At 46.0% G+C, this 13,535-nt stretch carries 9 protein-coding genes; 7 read left to right on the top strand and 2 right to left on the bottom strand.

Annotated elements, in window-relative coordinates; translation table 11 throughout:
- Positions 1 to 301: 301 nt before the first annotated feature.
- The 4 genes from HXW94_RS13220 to HXW94_RS13205 all read left to right on the top strand — a co-directional run bounded on the left by HXW94_RS13220 (position 302) and on the right by HXW94_RS13205 (position 3,830).
- On the top strand, positions 302 to 1,786 hold the full coding sequence (locus HXW94_RS13220; RefSeq protein ID WP_178367376.1) for a sigma-54-dependent transcriptional regulator: 1,485 nt from the start codon (positions 302 to 304) through the stop codon (positions 1,784 to 1,786).
- Between the two features lie 25 nt (positions 1,787 to 1,811).
- A complete protein-coding gene (gene aroC / locus HXW94_RS13215; protein WP_178367375.1) occupies positions 1,812 to 2,918 on the top strand; it encodes a chorismate synthase in 1,107 nt (368 codons plus the stop codon).
- A 113-nt stretch (positions 2,919 to 3,031) separates the two neighbouring features.
- Positions 3,032 to 3,211 (top strand): rubredoxin, encoded by a 180-nt coding sequence (locus HXW94_RS13210; protein ID WP_178367374.1) that lies wholly within the window; start codon positions 3,032 to 3,034, stop codon positions 3,209 to 3,211.
- 265 nt (positions 3,212 to 3,476) lie between these two features.
- On the top strand, positions 3,477 to 3,830 hold the full coding sequence (locus tag HXW94_RS13205; RefSeq protein WP_178367373.1) for a DVU0772 family protein: 354 nt from the start codon (positions 3,477 to 3,479) through the stop codon (positions 3,828 to 3,830).
- A 114-nt stretch (positions 3,831 to 3,944) separates the two neighbouring features.
- Here HXW94_RS13205 and proC read toward each other — a convergent pair whose 3' ends face one another.
- Complete coding sequence (gene proC, locus HXW94_RS13200; protein WP_178367372.1) at positions 3,945 to 4,796, bottom strand: pyrroline-5-carboxylate reductase; 852 nt, start codon at positions 4,794 to 4,796, stop codon at positions 3,945 to 3,947.
- Positions 4,797 to 5,087: 291 nt separating this feature from the next.
- On the bottom strand, positions 5,088 to 9,047 hold the full coding sequence (locus HXW94_RS13195) for a response regulator (protein WP_178367371.1): 3,960 nt from the start codon (positions 9,045 to 9,047) through the stop codon (positions 5,088 to 5,090).
- Between the two features lie 372 nt (positions 9,048 to 9,419).
- Between HXW94_RS13195 and HXW94_RS13190 the strand changes: the two genes are divergently transcribed.
- From HXW94_RS13190 to HXW94_RS13180, 3 genes are all read left to right on the top strand, one after another.
- Positions 9,420 to 10,334 carry a diguanylate cyclase gene (locus tag HXW94_RS13190; RefSeq protein ID WP_178367370.1) on the top strand — a complete coding sequence of 305 codons (915 nt, stop codon included), beginning with the start codon at positions 9,420 to 9,422 and terminating at the stop codon, positions 10,332 to 10,334.
- Between the two features lie 33 nt (positions 10,335 to 10,367).
- Entirely contained in the window at positions 10,368 to 11,258 is an 891-nt protein-coding gene (locus HXW94_RS13185) for a radical SAM protein (RefSeq protein ID WP_218576713.1), read from the top strand.
- A gap of 249 nt (positions 11,259 to 11,507) precedes the next feature.
- Positions 11,508 to 13,337, top strand: a complete 1,830-nt coding sequence (locus tag HXW94_RS13180; RefSeq protein ID WP_178367368.1) for a hybrid sensor histidine kinase/response regulator — start codon at positions 11,508 to 11,510, stop codon at positions 13,335 to 13,337.
- Positions 13,338 to 13,535: the final 198 nt, after the last annotated feature.

Raw genomic sequence — 13,535 nt, 5'->3', positions numbered from 1 at the left:
CCTTTTAGGTTCTATTTGAACGGCTCGTTATGGGGGCGTATGCCCAAAAATTATCTATATGCATCTTGCATCCGGATAACTTTTCACCCAAACACGGGCTTTCGTTCAGGCACAGGTTTTCTCCGGCAATTGCAAACAAAAAACGTGCCACCACCCGTCAAATACATATTAAAACTCTGAATATAAAGGAAAAATAAATATTATTGCTTTGACACTAAGATTTGATTTACAAATTAGTGTGCAAAAAACGTATTCATGTCATACAATAAATGAACACAAATTTACGCGTTGAATTAAGATTATGAAAGAAATAACCGATTTTCTGCCCGAAGAACTGAATTTTTTTAAATGCGTTCACTACGCCGGCACGGCCAATCCCTTCGGTAGAGAGCGGGTTTTGCGGGAAGCTGAAATTGCAGGGGTTTCACCGGACAGCCCCAAAGATATCAGGGTACTCAAGGCGTGTCAGGCCGTAGGGCATCGCCTGGCGCAGATGGAAAAGCGCGGCAGGATCAACCTTGATTCTTTTAAGGGAGAGCGCCGGTATTTTTTACGGTCTGCATTGCTGTTTCACTATTTTCATCTGTTCAGAAAGCAGATCGACACCCTGATCACACGCCAGCTTGATAATGCCGAAAAATCCCTGGATGCAGATTTTGCGCCGGAGGCCCTGACCCTTTTGCGTGGCTGGGGATTCAGTATTGAGGAGAGCATACACTTCACTGCCTTGGCGTATCAGTTTCGCCGGGCCTATTATTTTATTTTCCGGCATCTGGTGGGGCGCAGCCGCTGTATGCAGCAACTGCGGCGGGATCTGTGGCAGAACGTGTTCACCCATGACATCCTTATGTATGACCAGTATCTATGGAACCGCATGGAAAATTTTTCGACCCTGCTGTTTGGTGAAACCGGTACGGGCAAGGGAACCGCTGCCTTGGCCATGGGGCGCTCCGGCTATATCCCCTTTGATGAAAAGGAAAACAAGTTCACCCATAATTTTGTGAATACCTTTACCACGCTCAATATCAGCCAGTTCTCTGAAACCATCATTGAATCCGAGCTGTTCGGTCATGTGCGCGGTGCATTTACAGGGGCTGTCAAAGACCATAAAGGGGTATTCAGCCGGTGCAGCCCCAATGGCTCCATTCTTCTGGATGAAATCGGCGAGCTCTCCACCCATGTGCAAATAAAACTGCTCAATGTGCTTCAGGACCGGGTCTATTCACCCGTGGGAAGCGATGAAAAACACCGTTTTCACGGCCGGATCATTGCCGCCACAAACCGCAGCATCCGGGAGATCCGGGAAAAGCAGATATTCAGAGATGATTTTTACTATCGCCTGTGTTCCGATATCATCACGGTGCCGCCATTGCACAAAAGAATTGCCCAGGATCCCGAGGAACTCCCGGATCTGCTGGCCCACACGGTGACCCGTATTGTAGGGCAGCCGTCACCGGAAATCGCCTCCCGTGTGCTTGAATATATTGAATCCACGCTCACCCTTTCATATCCGTGGCCAGGCAATGTGCGGGAACTGGAACAATGTGTCCGGCGCGTAATTTTGCGTAATGCATATGAAATTAATGAGGCGCCGGCACCCCAGTCCAGCACCGATTCTTTAACGCGGCAGATACAAGAAGGACATATCACCGCCCAGGACCTGCTTATCCATTATTGTACACGCTTGTATGAAAAACACGGCACCTATGAGGCCGTTGCCCGCATTGCCGGGCTGGACCGGCGGACAGTGAAGAAGTATATTGATTCCCAGGATCAGGTTTATTAACATAACCGTATATAAGGAAAAACCCATGTCAAGTTCATTTGGAAAACTGTTTCGTGTTTCAACCTTTGGTGAATCCCACTGTCCCGGGGTCGGGGTGGTTGTAGACGGGTGTCTGCCCGGCATGCCTCTGGTCGAAGCCGATATCCAGTGTCAGCTCGACCGCAGACGCCCGGGGCAGAGCGCCGTGTCAACGGACAGGCAGGAATCGGACCAGGTCGCCATCCAGTCCGGCACGGAACGCGGACTTACCCTTGGCACGCCCATCAGCCTGTTTGTGCCCAATAAAGACCACCGTCCAGGCGATTACAAATCCATGGCAGATATCCCAAGGCCCTCCCATGCGGATTTCACCTACCAGTCCAAATATGGCATCCGGGCTTCATCCGGCGGCGGCCGCGCTTCCGCCCGGGAGACCATTGGCCGGGTCTGTGCCGGGGCCATTGCTGAAAAAATGCTGAACACCGCACTGGGTATCAATATTGTTGCCTGGGTCAGCCAGGTGGGGCAGATCAAGGCACCGGAAATAGATGGCTTAAATCTTACCCGGGCCATAGTGGATGCCGGCATGATCCGTTGTCCGGATGCGGATGCGGCAAAGGTCATGGAGGCGGCTGTCCTGCGGGCCAAAGAAGCGCAAGACTCCATTGGTGGTGTTGTCTCATGCATCTGTACCAATGTGCCGCCCGGCCTTGGCGAACCTGTATTTGACAAACTTGAGGCACTTTTGGCTCATGCCATGCTTTCCATTCCCGCCACCAAGGGGTTCGAAATCGGATCGGGATTTGCCGGCGTTGAAATGCGCGGTTCCGAACACAATGATCCCTTTATTTTAAAAGACGGGCGGCTTGGCACCACAACCAACTTCAGCGGCGGCATCCAGGGCGGAATTTCCAACGGGGAACCCATTGTGTGCCGGGTGGCATTTAAACCCACGGCCACCATCGGACTTGCCCAGGAAACGGTGGATTTCCAGGGCCGGCAGACCACACTTGCGGCCAAGGGCAGACATGACCCCTGTGTGGTGGCCAGGGCGGTGCCCATTGTGGAGAGCATGGCGGCCCTGGTACTGGCCGATGTCATGTTGCAGCAGCAGGCCCGGTTAGCCGGTATGGCGCTCATGGATAAACCTTAATTATTAATTATGTAGCCCATATGTCCCTATCGTTGTGCCTTAAAAGTGGCACATTGATTGCATTTACCAGGGACCAATAAAGTTTTTAACTCAAACCACAAAAAGGAGGAATCATGTCAGACCCTAAGGATATGTACCAGTGTCAAGTTGCCAATTGCGGATACATTTATGATCCGGACAGGGGTGATCGCAAAGGGAAAATTAAAAAAGGGACAAAATTTGAAGACCTGCCCGAAGACTGGCGTTGCCCGGTTTGCGGATCCAGCCCGAAAAGCTTTAAACCCATGGGCTGAAAATACGGTCCGGTCCAGCACCTAACAGCCCGCCCAAAGGGCGCAATTTATTCAGATTCTTAAACAGCCGAATAGAGACAAAATCGTCTCTATCCGGCTGTATCATTTTTGTATCATTACAGATTTTAGACTTAATTGATGGGATTGAATTTTATCTATAACCACCGGTTATCACATATAAATATATTATTCTTAATATATTTGGCACAAAAACTGCTTATTAACTATGCAGAGGTTAAGATAAACCGCAAAAAAGGAGGCTTCTATGAGACTCAAAGACATAAAAAAAGATTATAACCTGATAAATTCCGTCGACTGGGATATGACCCCTGAAGAAGCCATTGCGCTGCATCTGGAATGGGGGCCCTTGCGTTCCCAGCGTTACTACAACTCCAGGGATAATAATAATGAAACCGTTTACTTTGTTATCAACACCTGGAAAAAAAACCCTATTCTGACCCTTGTCAGAAGAAAGGGATTTGACTCAGAAGAACTTGGCAGTTTTGATCTGCCCCAGGATGTTGCTTCAGAATTTATGCAGGGTCTTGGCAAATACAAAGGGGTTTACGCTGTGGAAGGAAAAATCAGGGACTGGCTTAAAAAGGAACTTGACGCCTGAGGCAGCTGGGCCGCAGAAATTAGAGACTGGAAAAAAGAAACAAAAAATTTAACAAGTTCTTGAAACCGGAAGATGGACCGCCCGATCCATCCTCCGGTTCTTCAGTGAAGTGAATTAACCGTCCGCGTTTTTAATAAAATCCGTCACCACCATATCACCCAGTTCCTTGGACCGCTTGGCAGCTGATTCAACTGCATTGATCAGGGTCGCGCGAAGAGCGCCCTGTTCCAGGGTGTGGATGCCGGCAATGGTCGTGCCGCCGGGAGAGGTCACCCTGTCTTTAAGCCGGCCCGGATGTTCCTGGCTTTCAAGAAGCAAGCGGGCCGAACCCAACATGGTCTGGGTGGATAAAAACAGAGCGTCTTTTCTGGACAACCCCATTTTTACGCCGGCATCAGCCATGGCATCCACAATGGTAAAAATATAGGCCGGACCTGATCCGCTTAACCCGGTAAACGCATCCATAAGTATGTTTTCCTGGAGAACTACGGTTTTTCCCACGGAATCAAACACCGCCCGGGCCAGTTCCACATCACCGTCCTGGGCAAACGGTCCCGCACACACCGCGGTGGCACTCTCTTTGACAAATGCACAGATATTGGGCATGGCTCTGATCAGACGCAGCTCCTTTTTCAGGCCCGCGGCAATGGCGGCTAAAGGAACACCCGCAGCAATCGAAATCACAAGCTTGGCGGTGTCCAGGGCCGGTGCCGTTTCCTTGAGTACGGAACTTAGAACTTGGGGTTTGGTGGCATATATAATAATTTCTGATTTATCACAGACCTCAATATTGTCGGCCGTGGTTGCCACCCCGTATTTTTCATGAATTTTTTTGAGCATATCGGGAAAAATATCCGAGCAGATGATATTTTCAGGTTTGGCTGCCTTGGACAGCACAAGGCCGCTGACCAGCGCTTCTCCCATGTTGCCGCTACCAATGAAGCCGATTTTTTTATCCTGAAGCATTCCGCCTCCTTTTTAGGTTGAAGTAATATCCAAGATTCTGACCCTGAGGGCCGGGAATCTTTAGTTTTTGTTGTGGGTTGAGCTTAGGGCCATAGCCCTTACCGGAGGAATATACAACATATTTTGAGGATTAAAAATTTTTTCCGGGCTTGGTCATAACATCGGCCACAGCGTAGGTTGGGTTGAACGAAGTGAAACCCAACCTACCGGAAATCCGTATGGCCTAAAATATGACCAAGGCCTTTTTTCCAACACCAACGTTGGACAAATTAACAAAAAATTGATCCAGTCTTAACAACCAAGTACCGTTCTTAGTCTTTCCATTACCTCAAGTGCCTCTTCAAAATTCAAATTTTCAGCCTGATCTAGCAGTTCAGCACTTAATTCTTTATGGGGACTGTCATGTAAAAAAAGCAGCTGGTTTATTTCTTCTGCTTTAGTGTCTATGTCTGGATCCATCTCCTCGGCCAGTTTCCGGAAGTCGTATAAAAGGGCGTTTAACGTTTCCATATTAATGGGCTTTGTACTGGTTTCCATTGTATCTTCTAACGACCGTACCACGATCTTTTTTTCAATCTCTTCAACGACTTGAGTCAACTCCCCGGCCAAATTTTCCATAAGCAATTCAAGGGGCTTGATCTGGTTCTCCGCCAGTGCGGTTTCAACTTTCCGGGAACTGTCATACAATGCCTGCGCGCCGATTCCCCCTGCAACCCCCTTAAGGGTATGGACCGTCCTTTGTGCCAGGGCAATGTCATTTTGGGCAACGGCCTGGGCGATCAACTGATGATCGCTGCTGTGATCGTTAACAAAATGTTTTAAAAGCGTCATGTAAAGCGTTTGGTTGCCATTGGTTCTTGCTAATCCCGCGTCTATATCGATACCGGCCAAATCAGAAGACAGGGATACGTTTTTATCCATGACCTTTTCTGATTCAATCATTGAAGACGCGCCGTCAACAGCCGGTATCCATTTGACCAGGGTATCAAACAGAACAGTTGGTTCAATGGGTTTGGCAACATGGTCAACCATTCCGGCATTAAGACAGCATTCACGATCCCCGACCATGGCATTGGCTGTCATGGCAATGATGGGCGGCTGATGTTCGGATTTTTTTTCCAGAATCGTTCGAGTCGCTTCAAAGCCATCCATTTCAGGCATCTGAAGATCCATCAGTATCACGTCAAACTTAAATTTTTCGGCCAGTTCAACCGCTTTTTTCCCATTATCTGCAATGGTCACCTCAAGACCTGCCTGGGTGAGAAGGTCCTGTGCCAGGAGCTGATTAATGGTGTTATCCTCAACAAGGAGGACTTTTGCGCCTTTTATGGTTTCCAGGGGTTTAATCTGCCACTGTTCAGACGAATCCTCTCCAATTCTGATCCCCCCTTTTCCGGTAAGCGTGTCCATGACGGCATCGAGCATGTCAGAGGGGGTGATCGGTTTTGTTAAAAAACCATCCAGATCTACCTCTTGAGCTTCTCCCAATACGTCTTCTCTGGTCAGGGCCGTCGCCATGATGATGGTTGGGATATGCGCCACGTCAGGAAGCTTTTTAATATGATTGGACGCCTCAATACCATTCATTCCGGGCATCATATAGTCCATCAGCACCAGGTGAAAAGGGTCGTTCTTCGGCGCATTTTTTATCGTCTCCAGAGCGGATTCACCCGAGTCAACGCATGTCACTCTAAATGAAAACGATCTTAAAGTCTCAGCAAATATCTGTCTGGCACTGTCCACATCATCCACCACAAGTACTTTAAATTGCTCCAGGTTCACTGGGAAACTTGATTCAATCAGCTCTTCTTTTTCGGTATTTTTGCCCAAAACAACGGTGCAATAAAAACAACTTCCCTTGCCAGGCTCACTCTCAAACCAGATTCGCCCTTGCATTAACTCAATCAGATGTTTGGAAATGGTCAGTCCCAGGCCGGTTCCGCCGAACTTTCTGGTGGTGCTGCTGTCTGCCTGACTGAAGGATTGAAACAGTCTTGATTGTTGATCAAGGGTCATGCCGATTCCTGTGTCTCTTACCATTATCTCTAGTTCTACAGCGGTCTTTTCAGTTTTAATTGATCGAATTCTCACAACGATTTCACCGGATTCGGTAAATTTCAGGGCATTCCCCGCAAGATTGAGTAATATCTGTCCCAGCCGCAGGGGATCACCGATAAGATGGATCGGTGTCTTTGGTGTGATATCAAATAAAATTTCAAGGCCTTTTTCCTGGGCCTTAATGGAAACCATGTTGCTTAAGTCAGTTAAAATTTCTTCTAAACTGAATGGGATATTTTCCAATGATAGTTTACCGGCTTCGATTTTTGAAAAATCCAGAATGTCGTTGATAATTCCCAGCAATAACTGGGAAGACTGATGAATCATATGAATGTAATTGCGCTGCTGGTCATCCAATTTTGTTCCCAGACAAAGGTGGGACATACCGATAATGGCATTCATCGGCGTACGAATCTCATGGCTCATGTTTGCAAGGAAAGAGTTCTTGGCCTGGCTTGCTTCTTCGGCCGCCCTGCGGGAGGCGATCAGTTCACTGATATCATACAGGTCGACGACCATGCCGTTGTAAGCTTTTGTTTCATCCAAAATGGGAGCGGCCGTGATCCGGACCTCTTTCTTCTTTCCATCTTTGGTGTTTCTCACCGTTTCCATTCCATAACAGATATGGCCTTTCAGGACTTTATTAAGCGCTACCCGGGTCTCTGCAACAGCTTCGTCAGGGACAAACCCCGTTTTTTTCTCCATACACTCTTCAAGGGTCCATCCAAAAACCGTCTCAAAAGCGGGATTAATATATTCCAGCTTCCCATGTTTATCATAAACCATCATGGGCTCAGCACTTGTTTCCATAACTGTATTCAATTTTTTCTCGCTGTGGACCAGTGCTCTTTCTGCTTTCTTTCTTCTTGAAATATCTGCAAATACTTCAAGAAGAACATCTTCATTATTCCAATTGATCTGGATAACGCTTTTTATTACGGGTATCTGATCATGGTCTTTGTTCAAGAGGATCCTTTCGGATGAGTCGACTGACCGGCCAAGATCCATAACCGGACAACTGTTTCGTTCTGTCGGACAAATGTTATTATGGCAGATCTGTCCGATCAAATCCTCTTCCCTGTTAAGTCCCATCATTGAAAGGGCTGCTTTATTGGCACTGCGGACAATTTTATCCCTGCCGACAAGAATCACACCAAACGGCATTTCCTCCAAAATCTTCTCTGTGTCCATATAGGCCTGTTCCCTCTCAGATTTTGCTTTTTCTAATAAATCAACAGTGCCTCGATTCCTTTTATTCATCCGGGCAAAAATAAATGTGGCTATTCCCATAACTGTAAAGACAGCAATTATGGTAATATTGATATACCAATATTTGAAAAAAACCTGTTTCGGTGTGAATTTTCCATATTCCTTGTAAGGTGCAACACTTAAAATTCTCAGGCACTCATGAACAGTTTGATAATTTTTAGGAATGGTCCATCCGGAACATGAAGCCGCGATGGCTGCTTTTGAATCCGGTTGCATTTCAATTAACCGATGCGCTACGATTTCAGCAAGGTCATCAGAGATATGGACAACTTTTGCCATTGGCCACTCTGGATACTCTCTTGTGGAGTGAAGAAATGGTAAATGGACCTGCCCGCCACCATGTTCATGAATGATAAAAAAATCATCCAGATTTATTTTGCCTTCCAGTTGCATTCTCTCCAATACATCTGTTCGGACGGTTCCCGCATCGACTTCTTTATTTAAAACTGACTGGACAACCGCGTCATGGGTACCTGCAAAAGATAATTTTGAGAAATCCTTGTAAGGATCAATTCCAGCTTTTTTAAATTCTCGCCATGCCATAAGCCATCCACCGAAGGAATTTTCGCTCACAGCTGAAAAATGTTTCTTTTTCAGATCACTATAGGTTCGAATATCAGAGTGTTGTTTTAAGCAAAATACAACACCGCCAAAGGTTGTATACGTCCCGTTCAATCGTTTATTTTTTAATGTAGCTATCCGGCTGACGCCGTGCATAACTTCGAGCTCAACATAAATAGCTGAGTTGGCAAGAATAAAATCCACATCCCCGTTTTTTATTTTTGGAGCAATATTGTTAAAATCAATGGGGACAATTTTGAATGTATAGTCTTGAATTACATTAGACAGATACTCAGCGGTCGGAGACCATTTTTTTAAACAATGGTCTGTACCGCGCTTCGCCAATACGCCAATTTTAATCAATTTTGTGCCGGCGAAAGAGCTTGTTGGATAAAAATAGATAAACATGCATAAGGCTATATAAAAAAAAATCTTCAAAAACTTAACTTGCATTAATAGTCTCTCCAAACATTTTTTGCCACTAAGCATGAGACCCCCCATGTGGTGACCAGGTATAGGCACGACCAACAACATGACTTGACCAAATCAAAGCTTGGCATATTTTTTGATATTTTGATATATTATTGTTTGTTGTAAATGGGCTAAGCTGAGACCGCCGTCGAGCGGATATCCTATCTGGATAGGGAGTTGCGACAAGTTGAGGATGATCTGAAAAAAAGCTGATGCCATCCTTTTTCTATAATAAAAAACATACTGGTAAAGGAAACATTGTGTATGGATGAGTTCAACCGAATCTTGATCGTGGACGATGAACGGTACAATATCAAAGTACTCTCAGAATTATTACGTGAAGAGTACAAAATAATGGCGGCCAAGAGTGGGGAAATGGCTCTGAATGCAGTTCACGGGCCAAATCCGCCGGACTTGATTCTGCTGGACGTTATGATGCCGGGGCTCACCGGATATGAGGTTTGCCGCAAACTGAAAGCCGATCCGCGGACCATGCACATACCGGTAATATTTGTCACAGCCCTTGACGCCACTGATGAGGAGGCCAAAGGATTTGAATTAGGGGCCGTTGACTACATTTTCAAGCCGTTTAAACCGGTCATTGTGAAGGCACGGGTAAGAACCCACATCCATCTGAAACGCAAAACAGATCTTCTTGACCGTCTGGCTTTCATCGACGGTCTCACTGAAATTTCCAATCGTCGGAGTTTCGATATCACCCTTGAAAAGGAACTTCGACGCATTGCCAGAAGTGGTGCGTTTCTGTCACTGATATTAGCTGACATTGACTTTTTCAAAAAATACAATGACTATCATGGGCATGCCCAAGGCGATACCTGTCTTCGGAGAGTGGCCAAAGCGGTTGCAGACTGTGCAAGCAGGGCTGCTGATTTTCCAGCCCGCTATGGGGGAGAAGAGTTTGCCGTCATTCTTCCGGGAACCGATCTGGACGGGGCGATAACCATTGCTGAAAAAATCAGAACGACAGTGGCTGAATTGAATATCAGACACGCGGCATCAACGATTGCCGGTCATGTCACACTCAGTTTGGGGGTGGCAACGGTTTCAGGCAGTCAGGAGATCTCACCTGTTAATCTTATCATGGCTGCGGATGACTTTCTCTATCAGGCTAAAAAAAGCGGCAGAAATACTGTTTTCCCAACGATGAAAGTAGGATGATTATAATTTCACGGTTGTAATTTATCTGGCAACATGTCAAAAAAAAGCATGAGATATGAAGGCCCCATATATCGACCGCCCAGTGAAGCGGACGCTCTTTTAATTCAAGCTACAGTCGGATGCCCTCACAATAAATGCACGTTTTGTATGATTTATAAAAATGGGCCACGTTTCAGGATCAGACCTGTTCAAGAAATTATGGCGGATATAGATTCTGCATCCAGGATGTATGGACCGAATGTCAAAACGCTGTTTTTTCCGGCAGGAAATACTATTGTGATGAAAACAGATGACTTGGCGGCAATCTGTATCTATGCGCGCAACGTTTTTCCTGATTTAGAACGTATAACCGTCTATGGATCGTCCCAATACATCCATAAAAAAGGATTAAGTAGTCTAAAACAACTGGCAGATGCCGGGTTAAATCGTATCCATGTGGGCCTTGAATCCGGCAATGATGATATTCTGCGCCATGTAAAAAAAGGCGTGGATGCCAAACGCCAGATCGAGGCCGGTCAATGGGTGGTTGCCGCGGGAATAGAGCTAAGCCTCTATGTTGTATTGGGGTTGGGCGGCGTGGCGTTAACTGATTCGCATGCAGACGCAACGGCAAATGCGCTCAACCGGATTAACCCTGACTTTATCAGGCTTAGAACGTTTGTACCGAAAATCAACACACCCATATTGGATGACGTTAAGTCCGGTAAATTTAAAATGCTGGGGCCGCATGGTGTTCTAAAAGAAACCGAACGCTTGGTCCGACAGTTAAACGTGACTTCCTGTTTAGCCAGTGATCATTACACAAATTATATTGACGTACACGGCAAACTACCTGAATCGCAAAACCAAATTCTGGCGCAGATTAAGGCTGCATGTCAGTTACCGGAATCGCAATTTCGTCCTTTTTTTATTGGAGATCAATAACCTCAGACCGACCTCGTTATTTTTTGCCTTCAAAAAGCCAATTTTTTGGACAGTCGATTATTTCAGAGGTGACGACCCTACCCCCCCAGCCCTCACCTAATTCGGGTTGAGATCTTGACAAAGAAAACAAACCAAGGTTCATTTGAAGATGATATTGATAAGTATCGAAAAACTGGATAAAGTGTTGACGGTAACACGATAAATGACTTCTGTGGTTGCAGGTCTGAATTTACAACTATCGAGAGATATATGATAAACGATACCAAGCTTTTTGAGAATATTGTTGAAAAAAGTGCAGATGGTATCCTTGTGCTGGATCAAAAAGGAACTATCCTTTATTGTAATCCTGAGGCAAGGAGATTGTTGAAAAATAAAGATGGCAAACCGGAAGGAAAACTGTTCAATTTTCCGGTTACGTCATGCGGCTCCACTGACCTTGAAATACGTTCTTCCACCGGTGATGTCCTGAATATTGAGATGCGGGTTAACCAAACTGTCTGGGAGAACCGGCATGTATATATCGCATCTTTACGGGATATCTCTGACCGAAAAAAAACGGAAAATGCACTGGAGAAAAGCCGGCTGGCGTGGAAGAAAACCTTTGATGCAATTGATGACAGCATTGCCATATTGGACTTGGATAAACGCGTTCTTCGGGTCAATAAAAGCGCTGTTAAGGTATTCAATAAACCCTTGGACGAGATCGTGGGCAGACCCTGCCATGAGTTATTTGGCGTTTATCATGGTGAATGTGCGGACTGTTCGTTTAAAAAAACCGTTGAGGAAAAGACGAGCCATATAGTCGAAATAAAATCGGCAGACTCACAAAAAATATTTAGAGTCAATACCTTGCCAATGGTGGATAATCAAAACCATATTACAGGTGTTGTCCATATCACCAGGGATATAACAGAACACAAAGCCCTTGGGGATCAACTCAGGCAGGCCCAGAAAATGGAGTCTATCGGTACCCTGGCTGGCGGTATCGCCCATGACTTTAATAATATACTGTCGGTTATCATGGGGTTTACCAGTCTGGCCATGGGCAATGCAAAAGATAATACGGATCTGCAAGAAGATTTGGAGGAGGTTTTCCAGGCTGCCCAAAGAGCCACAGACCTGGTCGAGCAGATTTTGGCCTTCAGCCGGCGTTCTGAGACTGACTTAAGACCTTTAAAAATCAGGCTGGTCATCAATGAGGCCTTAAAACTGCTCAGATCCATTATCCCCACCAGCATAGACTTCAAAATTGATCTTGCCAAAGGGCTTTCCCCTGTGATGGCTGATCCGACACAGATTCACCAAATTATCATGAATTTATGCACCAATGCCGGCCATGCCATGGAGACCGCAGGCGGTTTACTTGAAGTTGAGATGAAACAGATAGAGGTGGGCCAAAACAACTCAGCCCAGTATCACTACCTGTCACCGGGGCAATTTATTGAACTGCGGGTATGCGATACAGGCAGCGGCATCGCTCCTGAACATCTGGACTCTATTTTTGATCCATACTTTACAACCAAAGATTTAGGTGAAGGGACAGGCCTTGGCCTTTCCGTGGTCCATGGCATTGTAAAACAATACGGAGGTGAAATTAAGGTTGAATCCCAACTAGGGAAAGGCTCCTGCTTTTCTCTCTATTTTCCGGCCGTCCAAACGCACGCCATTACACCTGAACAAGAATCAGAACAGTGTCTGCCCGGCGGGCACGGTCAAATCCTGGTGGTTGATGATGAACCGTCCATCACTAAGATGGTAAGCCGTATGTTAAGTGGTAACGGGTATGGGATTACGACTGAAAATTGTAGTATTGAAGCCTTAAATCTTTTAAAAAAAGATCCTTACGCCTTTGACCTTGTGATTACAGACATGACTATGCCCAAAATAACAGGAGATCTGCTGGCCCAAGAAATTTCAGCGCTGCGACCTGAACTCCCTGTTATCCTGATGACAGGCTTCAGTAAGCAGGTGTCAGAAAAAGGAGGGATGCCTGCCGGAATAAGTGCTTTGATCATGAAGCCGTTATCCACTCCGGAGTTGTTGAACACAGTGTCGTCTTTAATAAATCCCCATGACTGATTTAAAAAAAACGTTGGATCACGATATGATATTGAAAACAGAGCGAAAAATCCCTGATAAAACCAAAGACTGTCAACTACCCACCGACACCTTTGGTGATCGGTGGGCTTGTGACTTCGGTTGCAAGTCCTGTTGATTAGCCTTGAGAGCCTTCGGGCTTTCGTTCTAAAGGAATATATAGGCACCCTGGTAATATTA

It is taken from the genome of Desulfobacter latus, assembly GCF_013389365.1.
Classification (GTDB): domain Bacteria; phylum Desulfobacterota; class Desulfobacteria; order Desulfobacterales; family Desulfobacteraceae; genus Desulfobacter; species Desulfobacter latus.
This window is presented reverse-complemented; position numbering and strand designations above follow the sequence as displayed.